The following is a 20,173-nucleotide window of genomic DNA, read 5'->3' as shown; positions in this document are numbered from 1 at the left end:
CTGTTTTGAGGTCGTACGCGGCTTACGGGCCTGTATGGGATGGCGTGTTGGCCCATGGGATCCTTTGTACGGCGATCGATCTTGACGCCGTCCTGGACGCCGGAGGTGCGCCGTGAATGCCTTTGACCTTCCCTGGCTCGTCGCCGACATCGGCGGGACCAACGCCAGATTCGGCCTGGTCACCTCGCCGGGAGCGCGGCCGTCGAACGTCGCGGTCCTGCACGGGGCCGACTACGCGACCCTCCCCGAAGCCGTAGCCGCCTATCTCGCGGACCACGCGGGCGGAGTGCGACCGGGGGCGGCCTGCCTGGCCCTGGCGGGGCCGATCGACGGCGACCGATACCGGCTCACGAACTCGACGTGGGCCGGGTCCGTACGCGATCTCGACGTGCCGTACGCGGTGCTGCTCAACGACTTCGCCGCGCTGGCGGTGTCCCTGCCCCACCTGCACGCCGGCGACCTGGTGTCCCTCGGCGGCCCCGAGCCGGGCCATGGGGTGAAGGCCGTGCTGGGCCCGGGGACCGGGCTCGGCGTGGGCGGCCTGATGCCGACCGAGCACGGCTGGACGCCGATCCCGGGCGAGGGCGGGCACGTCACGATCCCGGCGGTGGAGCCGCGGGAGCGGGAGGTCGTCCGGGTCCTGCGGGAGCGGGGGCCCGGGCACGTGGTGGCCGAGCACGTGCTGTCCGGGCCCGGCCTGGTACGGCTGCACCGGGCGCTGGCCCTGGTGAACGGCGTCACCGCGCCCGACCTGACAGCCTCGGACATCGTGGCCAGGCTCGACGACTCGCTGTGCGCGGAGACGGTCGAGATGTTCTGCGGGATGCTGGGGTGTTTCGCCGGCAACGTCGCGCTCACCCTCGGCGCCCGGGGTGGGGTCTACCTGGGCGGCGGAGTGCTGCCCCGTATCGTGGAACGCGTGCGTACCAGCGGCTTCCGCGCCCGGTTCGCCGCCAACCCTGACATGCCCGCATACCTGGCGGCCATCGGCACCGCCCTGATCGTGGCGCCGCAACCGGCCCTGACCGGCGCGGCCGCCTGGCTGAGCCAGCTCGCCCGGACGAAACTGGTGGGCTGAAACCGGATAATCCTGAAGTGTTCAGGACAAGACGGCCCCTCGTGGGCCGGCGAGGAGACAGACCGATGAGCTTGCTCGATCTCGCTCCAGTGATCCCCGTCGTGGTGGTCGAGGACGTGGAGAGCGCCGTACCGATGGCCCGGGCGCTGGTCGCCGGGGGACTGCCGGTGATCGAGGTGACCCTGCGCACCCCGGCCGCCCGGGAGGCCATCGCCAGGATCGCGGCCGAGGTGCCGGAGGCGACCGTGGGGGCGGGGACCGTCCGCACCAGTGATGACATCGCGGCCGCGGTCTCGGCCGGGGCGGGGTTCCTGGTGTCCCCGGGGACGACCCTGGCGCTGGTCGAGGCGCTGGATTCGAGCGGGGTCCCGTACCTGCCGGGCGCGGGCACCGTGTCCGAGATCATGGCGCTGGCCGAGCGGGGCGTCAAGGAGCTCAAGTTCTTCCCCGCCGAGGCGGCGGGCGGCGTGCCCTACCTCAAGTCCCTGTACGGGCCGCTCCCCGACGTGCGGTTCTGCCCGACCGGCGGGATCAGGGCGGAGACCACGCCCGCCTATCTGGCGCTGCCCAACGTGGGGTGCGTCGGCGGCAGCTGGCTGACCCCCGCCGACGCGCTCGCCGCCGGCGACTGGGACCGGGTGGAGAAGCTCGCAGCCGAGGCCGCCGCACTCCGATAGGGGGCCGGCTCACGGGGAGATCATCGCTCTGCGCCGAGCATCGGAAACGCGCGGGCGGGTAGGCAAGGAACTGTAAAGCCGCAGTCCCGGGAGACCCCCTTCGCTCCCTGGAGAGGGAAAGGGGCGTGCATGCCGGGCACAACGGAGAGTCAGCAGGAGTCGCCCGACCGGGTCCGCGCGGTGGCGCAGCCGGGCAGCCTGGAGCGGGGCATCGACATCATGCTCGCGCTGGGCGCGGCCACCCGCCCGCTCACGCTGTCCCAGCTGTGCCGGAGCACGGGCCTGCCCAAGTCGACCGGGCACCGGATCCTGGGCGTGCTGTGCTCGCGCGAGCTGGCCCGGCGGGTGGGCAACGGCTACCTGCCGGGCGAGCTGCTGGAGACGATGGCCGGGGTCACCCGCGTGCCGGGCACCCGCCGTACGGTGCTGCCCTTCCTGCTCTACCTGCACGAGACCACCAGGCAGACGGTCAACCTGGCGGTGCCCTCGGGTCTGGAGGCGCGTTACGTCGAGCGGCTCTACGGCCACAACCGCGTCGTCTCCCGCTCCGACGACCTGGACCGGGCGCCGCTGCACTGCACGGCGACCGGCAAGGCGCTGCTGGCCTTCGATCCCTGGCTGCGCCAGGGGTTGCTGGCGCGCGGCACGTTCGAGCGCGCCACCCATCGCACGATCACCAACGCGGCCGCGCTGGAGCGGGAGCTGGCGCAGGTCCGCCGCAACGGCGTGGCCTACGCGCGGGACGAGTACACCGAGGGCGTGGCCTGCGTGGCCGCCCCCGTGTTCGGGCCGGGCGGCCGCGTCTGCATGTCGCTGGGGGTGGCCGCGCCCGCCGCCTCGGCGCCGCTGGCGAAGCTGGGCATCTCGGTACGCGGCGCCGCCCAGGCCATCTCGATGGCCCTGGCCTCCACCTAGCTGTTCCGGTCACCGGAACGCCGGGAGATCATGGGTCCGAAAACGTTCCATTGGCCGAAACCTCGATTGCGCCCACGGGCCCGCGGCGATCACATCGACCTATGACCTTCCCTCGCCGTCCGGCTTTCGTGAACCCCTACCGGGCGACGGCTGGATCGTGGACGGCCGCGCGTGCCTAGGGGGCTGCCCAGGGCCACCGTGCTGGAAAGCCTGCGACTGGCGGCCCTGCTCGCCCCGCAGGGCCCGCCGCACCTGCTGCGGCGGCGCGACCCGCTGCGTTCCCGCAGCCTGCTGGCCGACCTCGAGTCCCGCTACGGCGGCCGCCCCGTCCTGGTCCGCGGGCTGCGCGGCCCGGCGCTGCTGATCCTGTCCAAACGCGACGCGCTGCGGGTGGTGTCCGGGGACGACGACGCCTACGCGCCCGCCGTCGAGCCCCACCCCTCCGGCCTGACCTCGGACGTGCTGCGCCCGGCGTTCATCGAGATCGCCCGGGAGGAGGCCGGGCATCTCACCACCGGCGTGGTGGACCACGCGCGGCTGAGCGCCCGCTGGGAGCGGGTGGCCCGGCGCTGCGTCTACGGCGACGGCGCCGCCTCCGACAAGGAGCTCACCCGGCTGCTGACGGCCCTCACGCGGGCGGGCGGGCGGCGCCGGGGACGGCGGGCCCTGCGGCGCCAGGAGATCCTCTCGGGCCGCTACGACGCGCGGATCATCGACCACCTGCGCCGCGCCGAGCCCGGCAGCCTGGCCGGCCTGATCGCGGAGACACCGGAGGCCGAGTCGCGCAGGCTCATGCAGGCGGCCTTCTGGCTGATGGGGTTCGACGTGGCGGGGGCGGCGCTGACGCACACCCTGGCCCTGGTCGCCGCCCACCCCCGGCAGCGCAAGACGGCCCGCGCCGACCCCGGCTACCTGCGGGCGTGCCTGCGCGAGGGCCTGCGCCTGTGGCCGCCGGTGCCGGTGCTGGCCCGCGTCACCACCGCCGAGACCTCCTGGTACGGCACCACCCTGCCCGCCGGCCGTACCGTGCTCGTGCCGGTCGCGGCGCACCAGCGCAACCCGCGCCTGCCGTACGCGAACTCGTTCGCACCCGAGATCTGGCTGGACGGGACCGCGGCCGAGGAGTGGTGGGCCCGGCCGGGCTGCGACGGCGTGCACCTCACGCTCGCGATCGGCACGGCCTTCCTCGGCACCATCCTGCGTGAAGCCCGGCCCCGGCCGGTCGGGCGGGTGCTCTCGCCGCACCGACCGCTGCCCCACTCGCTCAACCTCTCGCGGCTGCGCGTCACCATGCGTCCCGTCCGGCGCAAGCCCTCCTCCGGTTGACCGCGAAGCATGCCTGCTCAAGCCTTGTGGCCAACGGGAAGTCCCGTCCTCCGTTAGAGTCTGGGGGTACAAACGGGATGCCGGGCGGCGGAAACGGTTCGGGTTGCTGCAGGCCGACGAGCCGGGTGGAGGAACGGTTCGGGTTGAGACAGGATCAGGACGGCGAGAGGACGGCGACGTTGGGGCGCTCCGCAGGCACTCCGCTCCAGCCGGATGATCCGCCGGCGATCGGCCCCTACGAGCTGATCAGCCGTCTCGGTTCCGGTGGCATGGGAGTGGTCTACCTCGCCAAGGCCGCCGACGGGCCGCGGGTGGCGCTCAAGGCGATCCGGCGCGACTTCACGGCCGACCCGGTCTACCGGGCGCGCTTCCACGAGGAGGTCTCCAACGCCCGCAAGGTGGCCTCGTTCTGCACGGCGCGGGTGCTCGACCACGGCGAGGACCGCGGGCGGCTCTACCTCGTCACCGAATACATCGACGGCATCTCACTGGAAGACCACCTGATCGAGCACGGGGCGCTGTCGCCGTCCGTGCTGCACGCGGCGGCCGTGGGCGTGGCCGCCGCGCTGACCGCGATCCACGCGGTGGGTCTGGTGCACCGCGACCTCAAGCCCGCGAACGTGATGCTGACACTGGCCGGGCCCAGAGTGATCGACTTCGGGCTGGCGCGGTCCACGCGGCACGTCGACTCCCGGCACACCAACGCCGGCATGGTGATGGGCACGCCCGGCTGGATCGCTCCCGAGCAGGTCTTCGAGGGTCGCACCAGCCCGGCCGGTGACGTGTTCGCGTGGGGGTCGCTGATCGCGTACGCGGGGCTCGGGGGGCATCCCTTCGGGGAGGGCGACGCCTACGTGATGGCGGCCAGGGCCCGCACCGCGCCGCCCGACCTGCGTGGGCTGCCGGCGCCGCTGGACCGGCTGGTCGCGGCGGCCATCCACCCCGACCCGGCGCGCCGGCCGGCCGCCCGGCAGCTCCTGCTGGAGCTGGTGGGAGCGGCCGACGAGCCGGCGGCGCAGCTCGCCGCCACCAAACACCTCACCAACGCGTGGAACCCGTCGGAGTTCGGGCCGCTGATGCCCGGGGCGCCGCACCCGGTGCCGTCTCCCGACCGCGCCGGCCCCGTCCCCGGCGCCGGCCACCCCCAGCCGCCCCGCCCGCCGGAGGGCCGCGGCCCCCAGCCACACCCCGAAACCTCGGGCCGCATCCCGCGACAGCCTCCGCACGCCGAGACCTCCGGCCGCATCCCCCCGCACGCGGAAACCTCCGGCCGCATCCCCCCGCACCCGGAGACCTCCGGGCGCGTCCCGCAGCAACCACCACACGCCGACGGCACCGCCGCGGCCCATGCTCCCGGCCCGGGCTCCGCTCCCGGCCCCGGCCATGCCCCTGGCCCGCCCCCAGCTCCCGGCTCGGGCCATGGTCCTGCTCCCGCTCCGGCTCCCGGCTCGGGTCACGTGCCTGGCCCCAACCCTGGTCCCGCTGCCGGAGCCGGGAGGGTGCCGCACGCCGAGCGCACGGGTCCGGCCAACCGGGGGCCGCAGCCGCCGCCGCTCGTGGAGCGGACCGGTCCGATGCCCGCCGTGCAGATGCCGCTGCCGCACCAGACGGGGCCGATGCCGGCCGTGCGCGCGCCGCTCCCGCACCAGACGGGGCAGGGGCCGCTGCCGCACCACTCGACCACCGGCCAGGGCCCTCTGCCCGGGCCCGGCTACCAGCGTTCCCGGCCCAGGCGGAGCGTGGTGACGGGCTGCCTGACCGCGCTGGTCATCGTCATCGTGCTGCTGGTGATCCTGATGGCCGCACTGATGTGGATCTTCCGCACCCCGCCTGCCGGGGCGGACGGGCCCGTGCAGGACGGCAGGCTGAAGTTCGCCGTCACGAGTACGAAGTGCCCCACACCCTCCAAGGCCGCCACCAACCGCACCTGCCGGATCGGGGTGCGGGTGGACAACCTGGGCCCCGAGGCCAGGGTGCTCTACCCGGGCCAGCAGAAGCTCATCGACGAGGACGACGACCCGCACAGCGGCACCGGTCTGCTGGACGGCGGCGGCAAGCAGATCACGCCGATCCGCATCGAGGCGGGCCGGTCGTTCGCCGGCACGCTGGTGTTCGAGTTCCCGAAGAACCGAGTGCCGTCCGGGCTGGAGGTCCACGACTCGGGGCTGAGCAATGGAGCCCGGCTCAATCTGGAGAGCTGAGGACGGCCCAGGACCCGGACAGGCGACCACCCCGCGGGAGTACCGGTCAGAAGCCCTGGGATGGGGAGACCAGGCCCTCCAGCGGGGTGCCGGTGCGGAAGTGGCGGACGTTCGAGGTGACGCGTTCGGCCAGGCCGCGCCAGTAGGCGGCGCGCGGGTTGGCGCAGTGTGGTGTGATCAGCACGTTGTCCAGCTCCCACAGCGGGTGGCCGGTCGGCAGCGGCTCGGGGTCGGTGACGTCCAGTGCCGCGCCGCCGATGCGGTCCGCGCGCAGGGCCGCCACCAGGTCGTCGGTCACGACGAGGCCGCCCCTGGCGACGTTCACCAGCCAGGCGTCCTCGCGCATGAGAGCGAACTCACCTGCGCCGAACATGCCCCGCGTCCCCGGCGTGGCGGGCGCGGAGACGACCACGTAGTCCGCCTCCGGCAGCGCCTCCCGATAGCGGGCGCGCGGGACGACCCGGGTCGCGCCCGGCACCCCGCCGCTGCCGGTGACCGCCACGATCGAGCACCCGAACGGCTCCAGCATCCGGATCAGCTCCCGCCCGATGCCACCGCAGCCCACGATGGCCACCGTCGAGCCCGCGAACTCCCGGGACTTGTTGGGCCCCCAGGAGGTGGCTCTGGCCAGCCGGTGCAGCCCGCGCGCCGCCGCCAGCATCAGGGCCAGCGCGTGTTCGGCCACGGGCGCGCCGTACGCGCCGGCGGCGGCGGTGAAGACCGGGCGCTCGGAGACGACCCCGGCGTCGGCCCACCGCTCGACGCCCGCGTGCGGGAGCTGCACCCAGCGGATGCCGCCGTGCAGCATCGACCGGATCTCCTCGGGGTCGTCGTTGCCGAAGTAGACGATGGCCTCGGCTTCCTCCAGCGGCACGACCTGCCCGCCGCCCCGGCGTACGGCGTCGATGAGGGCGGGGACCGGCTCGGGGCCCACGTGGATGGGGACGGTCATCGTTGGTTCTCCTGAAGGTCCGAGGTGCTGGGGGTGCCACACGCGGGGGCGATGGCGAGAGGCGTGCGGGGGCTGCCGCGCGCGGGCTGGAGGGCCGGCCGGTGGGCCGCGTCGACTCCTTCGCGGGTGTCAGCGCGCCTGCGCGAGCTTGGCGAGCAGGGCGGTGACCCGCTCGCCCGCCGCGCGAGGCCCGCCGGAGGTCAGCGCGGAGCCCATGCCGCAGGCCACGGCGCCGGCCGCGATCCAGTCCGGCGCGTTGTCGATCGTCACGCCTCCGGTGGGGATCGCGGGCACCTGCGGCAGCGCCGCCCGCACGTCCCGCAGCCAGGACGGCGACACCGCCGCCGCCGGGAAGATCTTCACCGCGTCCGCGCCCTCCTCCAGGGCCCGGACGATCTCGGTCGGGGTCGCCACGCCGGGGAAGACGGGCACGCCGTGGCGATGCCCGGTGCGGATCACCTCGGGGTGCAGGCTGGGCGAGACGAGGAAGCGCGCGCCCGCCTCGACCGCGGCGCGAGCGGCCGCCGCGTCGAGCACGGTGCCGGCCCCCACGAGCGCCCGCGGCCGGCTCTCGCTGAGCCGCGCGACAGCGGTGAGGGCGCGCGGCGTGGTGAGCGCCACCTCCACGGCCCTCAGCCCGGCCTCCAGCACGGCCTCGGCGGCGGCCACCGCCTCCTCCGGCCCTGTGCTCCTGACGATCCCGAACACCCGCTGCTCGGTGACGGCCTGGACGATCTCCCAGCGGTACATGACTCCCCTTCTGCCGGCGGATGCTCCTGCCCGGCCTCGGTGAACGCGTCCCCCGCGTTCGGGGTCGGTGTCCGACTGAGACATCCAATCATCTCCGTACGGCGCCCGAACTCAAGGCCGTCGCGGCCGGGCATGCGGATGTCGGCGAGGACCACGTCACAAGGAGATCCGCCGGCGCCCCGACGTGGTCGGCATCTTCCCCGGCCGCCCCTCGATCATCCGGCTGGTCGGTGCGGTGCTGGCCGAGCAGACCGACGAATGGGCCGAAGCCCGCCGCTACCTGGGCCTGGACGTGCCGGCCGAGACCCGTCTCCGGCTGATCGCCGGCGACCCACCGGCCCCGAACCCGCTCCAGCAGACATTTACCGCTTAACCCGCCGAAAAGGGATGACTCGGAGATCGATTCATACACCACGTCCGTGGACGTGACCGTTGCCGGCCCTGCGGTGCGGGATCCATGCGGGATGGTAAAAAGGGGCATGAGCGAATCCGCCGGGTATCCCTCGCGGCCGAACATGCCGTCGGCCCGGCGTGTCCACAGTCGGAGGTACCGTGTGTGGGCCCACGTGCTGCTGTGGACGCCGATCGCGCTCACGGTGGCCGGTGTCGTCCTCGGCCTGGGGCTGTTCGCGGCCGCCGACTCCGACCCGACGTACAGTTCGTCCGCGCTCGGCTATCTCGGCCTCGTCGTGTGGGGCGGCCTCGCGGTCCTTTCGCCGGTCCTGCTTGGGTCGTTCATCGCCGGGCTGGTCATGCTGATCCGCACGCGCAGCTGAGGTCACGGTGGGACATGGTGGCCACCTACACCGGCGAGTAGGCTCCTGGTCATGAGTTCCAGGATCGACTTCGACGACGACCCCAACGCCCCCAAGGTCAACAGCCTCGCCCCATCGGTCGCCGTCGTCGTCACCAACGACGACGGGGATATCCTGATGATCCGCCGCTCCGACGACGGCAAGTGGGTCATCCCCGGCGGCGACATCGGTCTCGGCGAGACGATCCCCGACGCAGCGATGAAAAGAACCTTGGAACAGACCGGGCACTGGTCCCAGATCACCGGCATCGTCGGCACCTACAGCGACTTTCGTCGCATCACTCTCTACACCAGCACTGGCGAGGTCCGGCGAGAATTCTCCATTGTCCTCCAGGCGTACGTCAACGGCGAGGCGACGCCGGCTGATGAGTCAGGCGATGTGCGCTGGATCGACTTCGGTGATCTCGACGACTACGACGTGGACCCCCGGATGCTCACGTGGATCGGGCAGGCTCACTTGCTCTCCCGCTTCCGCGAGGAGAAGCCGCACATCGGATAAGCCGTCACGATGACCTTGTTCGTCCACATCACCACAGGCCAAGAACCGGAGAGGAAACCGGACGTGGACCGCGCCAACTCCCCGCCGGCCGGGCGGGGGTGGGGGGTCGAGCGTTCGCCCAGTCGGCCAGGCGACCGAAGTTCCGGTCGCTGAACCACCGGTGTTGACGCGCTCCCCGGGCTGAACCGGCCGCTCTGCCTGCTCGGCGGCCTGCTGTGAACGGGCACGGCGCCGGCGTGGCAGCGGCGCACGGGCGGGGCGTGCGAGAGCTGCGGCCGCCCGGCCCGAGTGCCGCCGGTGTCAGGTGGCGGACCGGCTCAGCAGCAGGGCCTCGGTGATCGGGGACTCGTGAGTGCCGGCGACCGTGCAGGCGTGCGCCCCGGCCGTCGCCCCCAGGCGTACGCGCTCCTCCAGCGGCCTGCCGCGCAGGGTCCCGTACAGGAAGCCGGAGACGAACGCGTCGCCCGCGCCGTTGCTGTCGGCCACCGGTCCGGGCAGCGGCGCGGCCGGGAAGGCTCGTACGCCGGAGTCGCGCGTCAGGACGAGGCACCCATCGGCGCCGCGCGTGCACACGACCGTGTGGGCGCGGCCGCCGGACAGGATGCCGCGCATGGTGGCGACCGGGTCCGCGAGCCCGGCGGCCGACAGGAACACCAGGTCGGAGCGGTGGGCGAAGTCGCGGTGGTAGTCGGAGACACCGTCCCAGTCGTGCAGGTCGGTGGAGACGGGCACGCCGTCGAGGTCGGGGTAGACGTGGCGGCAGAAGTCCATGATCGACACGTGGACGTGCCGGGCGCGGACGCCCGCGTACAGCTCCCTGGGCAGGCGCTCGCCGGGCGTGGCCCTGGCATCGTGCAGCGAGGTGCGGCGGCCGTCGGGGCCGACGAGCAGGACGCTGCGCCGGGTGCCCGCCGCCGCGAGCCCCCAGGCGCAGTGCACGTCGCGCAGCGCGTGGCGGACGAGCGCGCCCTGCGGATCGTCACCGACCAGGTCGGCGAAGGCGACGTCCAGCCCGAGCGCGTGGCAGCCGAGCGCCACACCCGCGCCCGTGTTGCCGAGCCGGTCGGCGACCGGCGGCACGTGGTAGGTGTCGCGGTAGGCCAGCGGGAGCGCCGGAACGTAGACCGTCGTGTCCACCCCGGCGCCGCCGAGGACCAGGATGTCGCGGGTCACCGGTTGACCAGCGGGCCCGAGCCGGTGGAGCCGCGGACGACCAGCTCCGGCTGGAAGATCAGCTCGACGTGTTTGGCGGGGACGCCGTTGACCTCTTCGAGCAGCGTCTGCACGGCCGCCGAGGCCATCGCGCCGATCGGCTTGCGTACGGTGGTCAGGGGCGGGTCGGTGAACGCGATCAGCGGCGAGTCGTCGAACCCGACCACGGACACCTCCCCCGGCACCGACATGCCCTTCTGCCGGCAGGCGCGGATCGCGCCCAGCGCCATCAGGTCACTCGCGCACACGATGCCGGTGCAGCCGAGGGCCAGCAGTTGCGCGGCGGCGGCCTGCCCGCCCTCGACGGAGAACAGCGAGTGGGAGATCAGCTCGTCCACGTCCGTCGCGCCGAGCAACTGCGCCATCGCCTGCTTGTAGCCCTCGATCTTCCTGATCACCGGCACGAATCTGCGCGGCCCCAGCGCGATCCCGATCCGCTCGTGCCCGAGGTCGACCAGGTGCTGCACGGCCAGCCGCGCGGCCAGCCGGTCGTCGGGCGAGATGAACGGCGCGTCGATGTGCTCGCTGTAGCCGTCGACCAGCACGATCGGCAGCCCGCGGTCGGTGAGCCGGGTGTAGCGGTCCATGCGCGCCGTCGTGTCGGCGTGCAGGCCCGACACGAACACGATGCCGCTCACCCCGCGATCGACGAGCAGCTCGGTGAACTCGTCCTCCGGCGCGCCGCCGGGCAGTTGCGTGCACAGCACCGGCGTGTAGCCGTGCTGCGTCAGCGCCTTCTCGATGGCCTGGGCGAACGCCGGGAAGATCGGGTTGTCCAGCTCCGGCGTCACCAGGCCGACCAGCCCGTTGCTGCGCTGCCGCAGCCGGGGCGGGCGCTCGTAGCCCATCAGGTCGAGCGCGGTCATGACCGCCTGCCGGGTGGCGGCCGAGACGCCGGGTTTGCCGTTGAGAACCCGGCTGACCGTGGCCTCACTCACCCCGGCCTGGGCGGCGATGTCGGCAAGGCGAGCGTGACCGTTCATGCCACCCACTTTACTTTCCGCCGGCCCGCCGAATCCGCTGCTCCAGGGACATCCGAGACCGCCGCCGGCACCCCTTCGGCACCGGACCCGGCGGCTCCTTCCGCGTCTTCCGCGAACCCCACGGCTCGTTCCGCGAACCCGGTGGCACCCCGGCCCTCACCCACCCGCACCGGCACACGACCGGGCCGGGGCCGCGGTGCGCAGCCGGACCCACGCCCTGGCCGGGGCCGCGTCGCGGAGCCGGGCTCAGGCCCTGAGCCTGGCGCGCGGGCGGACCGGCGCCGAGGAGCGCGGGCGGGCACGCGCCGTAGTGCCCGTGCGGCCGTCTCCGCCGGGCGATCGCGATCGCCGATCGTCCCTCGGGCGCCGCCGCCGTCCCGGTCGCCGGACCCTCCGGCGCAGACCTGCCCCATCACGCTCCCGCCTACGTCGTCGTCATGTCCTCCCCGAGCGTCCCGAACCATGGAAGCTCTTGCTGCAACTTTACGCAAGCCCTTCCACAGATCCCATATCCGGAAATTTCGGCGTACGGATGCCCAAAAACCCCGACCGAAACAACCGCGAAAGAGATTCTTTATGGCAAGGGTGGACATGTAGCGTTACGGCGCGATGTACTACCTCTTCAATCAGCCTCGTCACTGGTGACACGCGCGCAAGGTGTGGGCCCATGAGCTCGGTCGTTCTCGATAAAGTGACCAAGGTGTATCCGGGCGACTACCTCGCAGTCGACCGGCTGAGCCTGCGGGCGGAAGACGGCGAGTTCCTCGTCCTCCTCGGCCCTTCAGGATGCGGGAAATCCACCTTGCTCCGCATGATCGCGGGATTGGAGGAGATCACCGAGGGTGATCTCTGGCTGGACGGCCAGATGGCCAACCATCTCGCCCCCCGCGACCGCGACGTCGCCATGGTGTTCCAGAACGGCGCCCTGTATCCGCACAGGACCGTACGCGGGAACATCGCCTTCCCCTTGGAGATCGCCAAATCCGACCCCGCACTGGTGCGTGAACGCGTCACCGAATTGTCCAAGGCGCTGCACATCGACGAGACGCTGGACCGCCGCCCCGGCACCCTGTCCGGCGGCCAGCGGCAGCGCGTCGCGATGGGGCGGGCGATCGTCCGGCAGCCCAAGTTGTTCCTCATGGACGAGCCGCTGTCCAATCTGGACGCCGGGATGCGTACCGAACTGCGCATGGAGATCTCGGCCCTGGTCAGGTCGCTCGGCGTCACCACGATCTACGTGACGCACGACCAGGTCGAGGCGCTGACCCTGGCCGACCGGATCGCCATTCTGAATCGCGGGGTCCTGCAGGACGTCGGAACTCCGGCCCAGATTTACAACGATCCAGCGACGGCGTTCGTGGCGGCGTTCCTCAACTCACAACAGTTGAACCTGTTGGCGGCCCAAGTCAGGACGCCGCAGAACCAGTACGTCATGCTCGATTTCGGCCCGCACCGGGTCATGCTGCCCTGGAGCGATCCCAGGGCGTACGCGATTTCTCAGCACACGGGCGGGCAGGTGCTGGTGGGGTTGCGGCCGGACGGGCTGGCGCCGGTGCCGGAGTCGTACGAGGGACCGTCGTTCTACGGGCGGGTGCGGACGCTGGAATACCACGGGCACGAGTGGCTGGCTTACCTGGAGTGCGGGATGCCCGCCGTGCCGGTGCCGGAGCCGCCGGACCCGCGCGGGCGGGTCAACGGGAAGGCGAACGGGTCGGGCAGGGTGACGGGCCTGATGCGGCGGCTCTTCGCAGGTCACCGCGAGGAGCGGCCGGAGCAGGAGCAGGTGGGCCAGAACCCGAACAGCGGCATCCACCGCCGCTCGGACCTGATCATCCGGCTGGGCAACCGCCCGGTCTGGCGCGCCGGCGACGCCGCCAAGGTGGCGGTGGACCTCTCCCGCGTCATGATCTTCACCCTCGACGGCGCCCGCATCGACGCCCCACGCCGCTAACCGCCCTCCCTCCTACCCGGCAGAGGCCGCCGGACGAGGCGGTCAGCGGGGGCCGGTGAGCACAGCGGGGTCGAAGGAGACAGGGAAGGGCCGGTCGAACGTAAGGACGCTGCCCGCCTTGCCGACCGCGACGAGTCCGTAACCCTGCTCCCCCAAGCTGAATACTTCGACCTGGGGCGTGTCATCGCCTTCCAGGTCCACCCGGATGAAAACGGGGATGCCCGCCGCAGCGTATTTGGGCGGCTTGATGGTGTAATCGCGGTCCCGATTCACCTTGCCGGGACTGACGACCTCAGCCACACACACGACGTCGAACGAGGAGAGCACAACTGGCCCCTTGTGCATCGCCTCGGCGTATCCGACCACCACGTCGGGAATCAATCCGTCGTCCCCGACTCGGAGGTTTCCCGTCTCGACCACCTCGAACTCCGCCGGTGCCGCGTCGAGCAGGATCCTCACGAGCCTCCCCGCGCAGAGCGCGTGATCGTATGCGGGCATGGGACTCACGACGAAGCTCCCGTCGATCAACTCGATCCGCTCCCCGGTTTCGGGCAGCTTGAGCCAGTCCTCGACGGTGTAGCCATCCGTGGTGGGCGGCATGGCGAAAAGCCTGGCACGCCGCGGTGGCGGATGAGCAACCAGCCAGCCGTCAGCCGACAGCGCAGACATCGCCTCATCGCCTTCCATGGATTCAAGTCTTGCACGCACATCAACGCATAGCCAAGCGTTGCCGAATAAACACGAATAGTGACGACTTCACGTTACCGTGTCTTTGCTCAACGTGCACGCCTGATCGCCAGGGACCCCCGAGCTCAAGGGGCGGGTGTCCAGCGAGGGCCGTCCGGGGTGTCCTCCACGACCACCCCGCCCGTCTGCATCGCCGCACGCAGGGCGTCCGCCACGTCGTAGCGGCCCTGCTCGCGCAGTTGTGCGCGGAGCTCCAGCAGTGGTTGGACCAGGACGGTCAGGCCCTGGGCGCGCAGGCCGGCCGTCGAGCCCAGCTCGCCGAGGCGGGCGATCAGCAGCCGTAGCAGCTCCCTGGCCTGGTCGACCCCGCCGGCGTCCTCCTCCGTGTCGGCGGCCCACTTGACGATCTCCGCCTCCAGGTCGAGCACGGTCTGCGCGGCCGCCACCAGGTCCGGCTTGGCCGCCGCCGCCTTGAACAGCTCCTCGCAGGAGTGGATCGCCTCCTCCAGGGTGACCTCGGCGGCGGGCGGCTCCGGCGCGGCCTGTGAGGGCGCGACCGGGCCCGTGCCGCCCTCGGCCAGGCGGCGCATGCCGGCGAGGTCGGTCACCGTGCCCGCGGGCAGGACCGTCACCGCGCCCGGCCGGCGCACGGTCAGGCCACCCCGGCCGGCCACCCGCACCGACTCGCTCTCCAGGTCGATGAGCAGGGCGGTGTGCTCGTCGAGCCCGAGGACCGTCGTGTCGGGCGGCAGCTCACGCTCCATGCGCGACAGCCGGCGCTCGCCGAGGTAGCAGAAGCGGGTGTCATGGGTGCCGCCCTCGGCGTTGTCGAAATGGGGGATCAGCACGGCCCGCAGGCCGAGCGGCTCCAGCACGTCGATGCCCTCGCGCCAGTGCGGCTCCGCGCCCACCTTGTAGATCTCGTAGACGGGCACGGTGGCCAGCCCCGCCGTGCAGGCCGCCGCCGAGGCCAGCACCGTCACCCCCGCGCGGGCGCGCACGCGGGCCCGCAGGTCACCGGCCACGCCCGAGCCGGCCCAGCGGTCGAGCGCGTAGGTGGGGCTGCCGGGGCCGGAGAACACCCAGTCGGCGCCCGCGATCCCCGAGGCCACCTCGACGTCCAGGCCGACGCTGTGGGCGAAATAGCGGCGGGCGCGGGCGGAGATGTCGGCGGAGTTTTCCTGGAAGGCGTAGGGAGTGTCGAGCAACACGGCACGCGCTCCGGGACGCAACGTCCGCGCCACGGCACGGTGGATCTCGACCATGGTCGGGCTCGTCTCCCCCGACCCCATCAGAACCAGCAAACCGGGCATGGCTGTGGGCCTCTCTCTCGCACGCCATCGACTACGGCTCTGCCCGCCGCGCCGTTCAAGAGCGAAGACAATGTGCGTGGGGCACGCACTTGCATACGATGGGCAGTAGGTTGTTGGCGGTGACGGGAAGACACGTGGTCTCGGTTGAGACGCTCATGCTACGGGTGGGGACCGACAATCGCTGGTCATACCGGCATGCCATGACCGAGCCAAGACGCGGCGAGAGCCCCGACGCGGCCGCGCGGCGGCTCAGCGGGGTCGCGACCGCCGACGAGGACACCGTCGTGCACTCCACGAGCTGGCGATCCGAGCCGGACGGGAAAGTCGTACTGACCTATGCGGTGTGTCCTGATCCGGCGCCGTGGCTGCCCGCGGTCGAGGTGCCCGTGCTGGAGATCGCCCGCGGCGAGGCGCCCGCCACGCCCTCACCCGACCACGTCGCCCTCGCGAACGTGGTCGCGCATGCCGTCCGGCACCTGGCGTTCCTGATGGCCGAGGATCCCGTCGTGGCGCGGGCGCTCGCCCGCCATCCCGGCCTCGCCCCGGCGTTGGAGCCCACGGGCGCTCCGGCCTGAGAGCCGGCGGCCCAGCTCCTGCATGGGCCGCTCGACGTACCGGTAGGTGAGCGCGCTGACGGCGAGGATCGCGGTCACGGCGAGTGCGGTCATCGCGATCTGGTACGGCACCGCCGACCACCGCAGGTCACCGCTGATCTCGACGAAGTACTTCAGCAGCGGATGATGCACCAGGTAGAGCGAGTAACTGATCAGCCCCAGCCAGACGAGCATCTTGGGCACCCGCCGCCCGCGCAACGCCATCCCGGCCGCGAACGTGGCACCCGCCAGCGCGATCGTCGTCCACCAGACGTCGGCCCGCACCCACCACCAGCCGCCCTCGATCGCCCACAGGGGCGCGATCCCGACCAGCGCCGTCGTGACCGCCACCGGCCACAACCGCCCGGTCCCGCGCTCCCACCGGTGGATCGCCGTGCCCGCGAACATCACCGCCACCACCGCCGTCCCCAGCCACGGCACCCGGCTGCTGAACAGCAGCGCCACCACCGCCATCAGGCCGAGCACGCAGGCCGCCGCCCCGCGGAACCGCCCCCACATCACGCAGATCATGCCGGCCACGAAGACCGCGCAGGTCACGTAGGCGGTCCAGCCGCCCACCAGCAGCGCCCCCGGCACCACCAGCCCGATGGCCACCGCCGCGACCCCGAACCCCATCGACAGCCACCCGCTCCGATCGTGCCACCCGGCCAGGAACAGCGTGGTGACCAGCAGGTAGAACACCATCTCGTACGACAGCGTCCACATCGTGTCGGCCACGCCGCCGACGCTCACGACGTCGAGCAGCATGGTCGCGTGCGCCGCCACCGCGCTTCCGTCGCGCGGCACCTGCACCCGCACCGGCACCCACCAGGCCACCGCCAGCATCGCGACGATCACGGTCAGGTAGAGCGGGTAGAGGCGGAAGAACCGGCTGATCCAGAACTTGCGCACGTCGCCGTGCCGCTCCAGAGAGGTGGGGATGATGTAGCCGCTGACCAGGAAGAAGACCAGGATGCCGTAGATACCCAGGTTGAACCAGTGCGGTCTGAGCGCGGGCAGGAACCACGGCAGGAGGTGCTCGCCCACCACCGCCATCGCGCCGATCCCCCTGAGGGCGTCCAGCCAGGCGAGCCTGGTGAGAGGTGCGGAATCCGGGGTCGCTGGCACTGCGGCGGCGGCTGACACTCGGCACAACTTACCCTTATCGCGGCAGGTAATGCGATGTATTACCAAGGATGGCCCGTGACCTGCCATGACGGCCTCGACCACCACGGACGCCGCGTCTGAGGCCGGGGCGTGTGGGGGTGCGGGGTCAGGTGGGGCGATGGGAAGCGAGGGTGGCGAGGGTGGCGTGGTGGCCGGCGCCGGCCGGGCCGTGCGGATCGGTGTGCACGGTGGCCGCCCGCGGCCGCGGAAGGTCTTGGATGAGGCGGTGCTCCGCTTCCACCGCCACCGCGTGGGCGTCCACGACCGACAGGTCATGATCGACCAGGATCTCCACCTCGGCATGGAGGGCGTGACCGATCCAGCGCGCACGGGACTCACCTGTGCGCGCGCTCATCGCCGAGGCCCTGTTCCACGCCGATCACGAGGTCTCGGGCCTCCCCCGCCACGACTGACGAGCTCCCGGGCCGCGGTTACCAGCCCACCTTGCCCTTGCCCGTGATGAGGGACCGGGCGATCACCATACGCTGCACGTCGTTGGTGCCCTCCCCGATCGCCATCAGGGGCGCGTCCCGGTAGAGCCGCTCCACCACGAACTCCTGCGAGTAGCCGTACCCCCCGTGGATCCGCATCGACTCCAGCGAAGCCTTCAGCGCCACCTCCGAGGCGAAGTACTTGGCCATCCCCGCCTCCATGTCCACCCGCTTGCCCTCGTCCGCCTGGGCGGCGGACCAGTACGTGAGCAGCCGGGCCGCCTGGATCTCGGTGGCCATGTCGGCGAGCTTGAGCTGGATGGCCTGGAATTCGGCGATCGCCTGGCCGAAGGCCGTGCGCTCGCGGGCGTAGGCGAGCGCGGCGTCGTACGCGGCCTGGGCGACCCCGACGGCTCGGGCGGCGATGTTGATGCGGCCGATCTCCAATCCGCCGAGCACCTGCTGCATGCCGCGCCCCTCGACGCCCCCGAGCAGGGCGGACACCGGCACCCGTACGTGGTCCAGCACCACCTCGCACGTCTCGGTGCCCTTGTAGCCGAGCTTGGGCAGGTCGCGGCTGACGCTGAAGCCCTCCGTGGCCGGATCCACGAGCAGCACCGACATGCCCCGGTGCGCGGGCTCGGTGATCGAGGTCTTGACGAGCACGGGCAGCGGGTCGGCGTGGCGGGCGTTGGTGATCCAGGTCTTGGTGCCGGTCACCACGTAGAAGTCGCCGTCGCGTTCCGCCCGCGTCTGGATGCCCTGCAGGTCGGTGCCCGCGCCGGGCTCGGTGAGCGCGATCGCGGTCCGGCGGATGCCGCCGGCCAGGTCCTCCAGGTGGAGCCGCTTCTGCTCCTCGGTGCCGTGCCGGGCGATCATCCAGCAGGCCAGCGAGTGGGACCCGATCGTGCCCGCGACCCCCATCCAGCCGCGCGAGATCTCCTCGAAGACCAGGGCGAACGACACCATGTCGGCCCCGAGTCCCCCGTACTCCTCGGGCACCGACAGGCCGAACAGCCCCATCTGCTTCATCTTGTCGATGATCTCCGCCGGGTATCTGCCGGAGTGCTCCCATTCGGTGGCCACCGGCATGATCTCTTTGTCGACGAACGCGCGCAGCGTCTCCCTGAAGGCCTTCTGCTCGGTGGTCAGTTCGAAGTCCATGTGCCTCATCCTCAGAGCGGGCCGGTCTTGGCCCGCGGGAAGTAACCCTTGTCGTGCGGGGCGTCGCGCTTGTACACCATGACGGTCCTGGTCCACGACATGATCTCGTCGCCGTCCTGGTTGAGCCCGCGGGTGCGGCAGGTGACGATCCCCGCGTACGGCCGGGACTTCGACTCCCGCTTGGCGGTCACCTTCGACTCGGCGTACAGGGTGTCGCCCACGAACACCGGGTGGGTGAGCTTGATGTCCTCCCAGCCGAGGTTCACGATCGCCTTCTGGCTCACGTCGATCACGGACAGGCCGAGCACGATGGCCACGCTCAGCCCCGAGTTCACGATGATCTTGCCGACCGGGGTCCTGCCGGCGAAGTGGGCGTTGAAGTGGCTCTGGTTCGTGTTCATGGTCAGGAGCGTGAACCAGGTGTTGTCGGCCTCGCTGATCGTGCGCCCCATCGGGTGCTGGTAGACGTCCCCGACCGTGAAGTCCTCGTAGTAACGGCCGATCTCGGGCTCGTGGACGGTCACTCAGCGGCTCCTGTTCACCAACGATCAGAGCGCTCACGTTAATCGTCTGACATTTTCCTGGTCAATCAGGCACGGGCGGCCATCTTGGCGACCACGTCGACGATGCGGGCGGCGCGTTCCACCTCGGCGCGGTGGAACACCGGCCCCTCCGCGCGGGCCACGACCACGTGCATGCTCTGCGCCAGCACGGGCAGCAGCATCAGCCGCAGCTTGTCGGCGTCCCTGGTGATCGCCCGGGGCGGCGGCTCCGCCAGGAAGAACTCGGCAGGGGCGGCCAGCGAGGCGTGCCGTACCGCGCCGTCGGCCAGCGCCAGCGACCACTCGGCGCCGCACAGTCCCGGCAGGGCGTCCACCAGCGTGGCGAACCCCCGCGCGGGCTCCACCGCGACGTGCATGAGCAGGTCATAGTCCGGGGCGGAGCCCGGCACCTCCCTGGTCACCCAGACGCCTTCGACGCGTACGCCGGGCATGGCGGACAGTCGCTCGCGCGCGTCGGAGGCGGTGACCGGGCCCGGCCAGGAGACGGTGAAGTCGTCCACGGCCCGTCCGGCCTCCCGTTCGAGCACCGTGACCTGCAGGATGTCGGCTCCGAGCGCTCCCAGGGACTTGGCGACCTGGCCGAGGCCACCCGGCCGGTCCGGTAGCGACACCCTCAGTCGCAGCAGCATTGCCCGCCCCCTTCCAGAGGCTCCACAGTGCCGTGGAAACATTTCAAGCATGTTCCACGGATATGTCGCACATGCTGCGGTTATATCCCAGGATCCAGTGTTAAGTCCGGATTGTCGAAACTTGAGACGCCATGTGCCAAGGGCGGGCCACCACCTCCAAAGCCTCCCGGAGCGCCCCCCGAGGTGCCGCCTCCGGTGTGCCCCGGAGGCGGGCCCCGGAGGCGGGCCCCGGAGGCGGGCCCGTCAGGGGCGCGGCGGCCCGCCCTCA

19 protein-coding genes and 1 pseudogene are annotated in these 20,173 nt (G+C 71.8%); 9 read left to right on the top strand and 11 right to left on the bottom strand.

The annotated features are described in order from the left end of the window. Nucleotides 1–112: 112 nt before the first annotated feature. The 5 genes from glk to ABGB18_RS03220 all read left to right on the top strand — a co-directional run bounded on the left by glk (nt 113) and on the right by ABGB18_RS03220 (nt 6,197). On the top strand, nt 113–1,078 hold the full coding sequence (glk, locus tag ABGB18_RS03240) for a glucokinase (protein ID WP_347693781.1): 966 nt from the start codon (nt 113–115) through the stop codon (nt 1,076–1,078). A gap of 65 nt (nt 1,079–1,143) precedes the next feature. Next, nucleotides 1,144–1,755, top strand: a complete 612-nt coding sequence (gene eda / locus ABGB18_RS03235; RefSeq protein WP_347693780.1) for a bifunctional 4-hydroxy-2-oxoglutarate aldolase/2-dehydro-3-deoxy-phosphogluconate aldolase — start codon at nt 1,144–1,146, stop codon at nt 1,753–1,755. Nucleotides 1,756–1,884: 129 nt separating this feature from the next. After that, on the top strand, nt 1,885–2,670 hold the full coding sequence (locus tag ABGB18_RS03230; RefSeq protein ID WP_347693779.1) for an IclR family transcriptional regulator: 786 nt from the start codon (nt 1,885–1,887) through the stop codon (nt 2,668–2,670). Between the two features lie 171 nt (nt 2,671–2,841). Further along, nucleotides 2,842–3,996, top strand: coding sequence for a cytochrome P450 (locus ABGB18_RS03225; protein ID WP_347693778.1), 1,155 nt, complete (start codon nt 2,842–2,844; stop codon nt 3,994–3,996). A gap of 179 nt (nt 3,997–4,175) precedes the next feature. Then, nucleotides 4,176–6,197 carry a protein kinase gene (locus tag ABGB18_RS03220; protein ID WP_347693777.1) on the top strand — a complete coding sequence of 674 codons (2,022 nt, stop codon included), beginning with the start codon at nt 4,176–4,178 and terminating at the stop codon, nt 6,195–6,197. Nucleotides 6,198–6,243: 46 nt separating this feature from the next. Here ABGB18_RS03220 and ABGB18_RS03215 read toward each other — a convergent pair whose 3' ends face one another. Together ABGB18_RS03215 and ABGB18_RS03210 are read right to left on the bottom strand one after the other, a co-directional pair. Further along, nucleotides 6,244–7,149, bottom strand: a complete 906-nt coding sequence (locus ABGB18_RS03215; RefSeq protein ID WP_347693776.1) for a D-isomer specific 2-hydroxyacid dehydrogenase family protein — start codon at nt 7,147–7,149, stop codon at nt 6,244–6,246. Nucleotides 7,150–7,278: 129 nt separating this feature from the next. After that, entirely contained in the window at nt 7,279–7,899 is a 621-nt protein-coding gene (locus tag ABGB18_RS03210) for a bifunctional 4-hydroxy-2-oxoglutarate aldolase/2-dehydro-3-deoxy-phosphogluconate aldolase (protein WP_347693775.1), read from the bottom strand. Nucleotides 7,900–8,062: 163 nt separating this feature from the next. Between ABGB18_RS03210 and ABGB18_RS03205 the strand changes: the two are divergent. The 3 genes and pseudogenes from ABGB18_RS03205 to ABGB18_RS03195 all read left to right on the top strand — a co-directional run. Beyond that, nucleotides 8,063–8,272 (top strand): annotated as a pseudogene (locus ABGB18_RS03205) (transposase); the annotation flags it as partial. A gap of 181 nt (nt 8,273–8,453) precedes the next feature. Continuing rightward, nucleotides 8,454–8,675 carry a hypothetical protein gene (locus ABGB18_RS03200; RefSeq protein ID WP_347693774.1) on the top strand — a complete coding sequence of 74 codons (222 nt, stop codon included), beginning with the start codon at nt 8,454–8,456 and terminating at the stop codon, nt 8,673–8,675. Between the two features lie 51 nt (nt 8,676–8,726). Further along, complete coding sequence (locus ABGB18_RS03195; RefSeq protein ID WP_347693773.1) at nt 8,727–9,212, top strand: NUDIX domain-containing protein; 486 nt, start codon at nt 8,727–8,729, stop codon at nt 9,210–9,212. Between the two features lie 300 nt (nt 9,213–9,512). On the opposite strand, the gene ABGB18_RS03190 is transcribed toward ABGB18_RS03195, so the two are convergent. Further along, on the bottom strand, nt 9,513–10,385 hold the full coding sequence (locus ABGB18_RS03190; RefSeq protein ID WP_347693771.1) for a PfkB family carbohydrate kinase: 873 nt from the start codon (nt 10,383–10,385) through the stop codon (nt 9,513–9,515). Next, the gene (locus ABGB18_RS03185) at nt 10,382–11,407 is read right to left on the bottom strand and encodes a LacI family DNA-binding transcriptional regulator (protein WP_347693770.1); all 1,026 of its coding nucleotides are present in this window, start codon (nt 11,405–11,407) and stop codon (nt 10,382–10,384) included. The genes ABGB18_RS03190 and ABGB18_RS03185 overlap by 4 nt, the downstream gene beginning before the upstream one ends. A gap of 667 nt (nt 11,408–12,074) precedes the next feature. Here ABGB18_RS03185 and ABGB18_RS03180 point away from each other — a divergent pair. Beyond that, a complete protein-coding gene (locus ABGB18_RS03180; protein WP_347693769.1) occupies nt 12,075–13,358 on the top strand; it encodes an ATP-binding cassette domain-containing protein in 1,284 nt (427 codons plus the stop codon). Between the two features lie 42 nt (nt 13,359–13,400). Here the strand turns inward: ABGB18_RS03180 and ABGB18_RS03175 are convergent, their stop codons facing one another. The 7 genes from ABGB18_RS03175 to ABGB18_RS03145 all read right to left on the bottom strand — a co-directional run bounded on the left by ABGB18_RS03175 (nt 13,401) and on the right by ABGB18_RS03145 (nt 19,905). Then, nucleotides 13,401–14,045, bottom strand: coding sequence for a Uma2 family endonuclease (locus ABGB18_RS03175; RefSeq protein ID WP_347693768.1), 645 nt, complete (start codon nt 14,043–14,045; stop codon nt 13,401–13,403). Nucleotides 14,046–14,170: 125 nt separating this feature from the next. Continuing rightward, entirely contained in the window at nt 14,171–15,358 is a 1,188-nt protein-coding gene (locus ABGB18_RS03170) for a hypothetical protein (protein WP_347693767.1), read from the bottom strand. A 425-nt stretch (nt 15,359–15,783) separates the two neighbouring features. After that, entirely contained in the window at nt 15,784–17,079 is a 1,296-nt protein-coding gene (locus ABGB18_RS03165; protein WP_347693766.1) for an acyltransferase, read from the bottom strand. Between the two features lie 145 nt (nt 17,080–17,224). Then, nucleotides 17,225–17,473 carry a cation transporter dimerization domain-containing protein gene (locus ABGB18_RS03160; protein WP_347693765.1) on the bottom strand — a complete coding sequence of 83 codons (249 nt, stop codon included), beginning with the start codon at nt 17,471–17,473 and terminating at the stop codon, nt 17,225–17,227. Nucleotides 17,474–17,549: 76 nt separating this feature from the next. Continuing rightward, nucleotides 17,550–18,713 (bottom strand): acyl-CoA dehydrogenase family protein, encoded by a 1,164-nt coding sequence (locus tag ABGB18_RS03155; RefSeq protein ID WP_347693764.1) that lies wholly within the window; start codon nt 18,711–18,713, stop codon nt 17,550–17,552. Between the two features lie 11 nt (nt 18,714–18,724). Further along, the gene (locus ABGB18_RS03150; protein WP_347693763.1) at nt 18,725–19,237 is read right to left on the bottom strand and encodes a MaoC family dehydratase; all 513 of its coding nucleotides are present in this window, start codon (nt 19,235–19,237) and stop codon (nt 18,725–18,727) included. 65 nt (nt 19,238–19,302) lie between these two features. After that, the gene (locus ABGB18_RS03145) at nt 19,303–19,905 is read right to left on the bottom strand and encodes an amino acid-binding protein (RefSeq protein WP_347693762.1); all 603 of its coding nucleotides are present in this window, start codon (nt 19,903–19,905) and stop codon (nt 19,303–19,305) included. Nucleotides 19,906–20,173: the final 268 nt, after the last annotated feature.

Source organism: Nonomuraea sp. B12E4, assembly GCF_039871825.1.
GTDB lineage: Bacteria > Actinomycetota > Actinomycetes > Streptosporangiales > Streptosporangiaceae > Nonomuraea.
The sequence above is the reverse complement of the archived record's forward strand: the minus strand, read 5'-3'. Positions and strand labels throughout refer to the sequence as shown.

What these genes read in the sequence shown, in the direction of transcription:
- eda (WP_347693780.1), top strand. Translation starts at nt 1,144, where the DNA reads ATGAGCTTGCTCGATCTCGCTCCAGTGATCCCCGTCGTGGTGGTCGAG.
- ABGB18_RS03230 (WP_347693779.1), top strand. Translation starts at nt 1,885, where the DNA reads ATGCCGGGCACAACGGAGAGTCAGCAGGAGTCGCCCGACCGGGTCCGC.
- ABGB18_RS03215 (WP_347693776.1), bottom strand. Translation starts at nt 7,149, where the DNA reads ATGACCGTCCCCATCCACGTGGGCCCCGAGCCGGTCCCCGCCCTCATC.
- ABGB18_RS03210 (WP_347693775.1), bottom strand. Translation starts at nt 7,899, where the DNA reads ATGTACCGCTGGGAGATCGTCCAGGCCGTCACCGAGCAGCGGGTGTTC.
- ABGB18_RS03195 (WP_347693773.1), top strand. Translation starts at nt 8,727, where the DNA reads ATGAGTTCCAGGATCGACTTCGACGACGACCCCAACGCCCCCAAGGTC.
- ABGB18_RS03185 (WP_347693770.1), bottom strand. Translation starts at nt 11,407, where the DNA reads ATGAACGGTCACGCTCGCCTTGCCGACATCGCCGCCCAGGCCGGGGTG.
- ABGB18_RS03180 (WP_347693769.1), top strand. Translation starts at nt 12,075, where the DNA reads ATGAGCTCGGTCGTTCTCGATAAAGTGACCAAGGTGTATCCGGGCGAC.
- ABGB18_RS03175 (WP_347693768.1), bottom strand. Translation starts at nt 14,045, where the DNA reads ATGGAAGGCGATGAGGCGATGTCTGCGCTGTCGGCTGACGGCTGGCTG.
- ABGB18_RS03170 (WP_347693767.1), bottom strand. Translation starts at nt 15,358, where the DNA reads ATGCCCGGTTTGCTGGTTCTGATGGGGTCGGGGGAGACGAGCCCGACC.
- ABGB18_RS03160 (WP_347693765.1), bottom strand. Translation starts at nt 17,473, where the DNA reads ATGAGCGCGCGCACAGGTGAGTCCCGTGCGCGCTGGATCGGTCACGCC.
- ABGB18_RS03155 (WP_347693764.1), bottom strand. Translation starts at nt 18,713, where the DNA reads ATGGACTTCGAACTGACCACCGAGCAGAAGGCCTTCAGGGAGACGCTG.
- ABGB18_RS03145 (WP_347693762.1), bottom strand. Translation starts at nt 19,905, where the DNA reads ATGCTGCTGCGACTGAGGGTGTCGCTACCGGACCGGCCGGGTGGCCTC.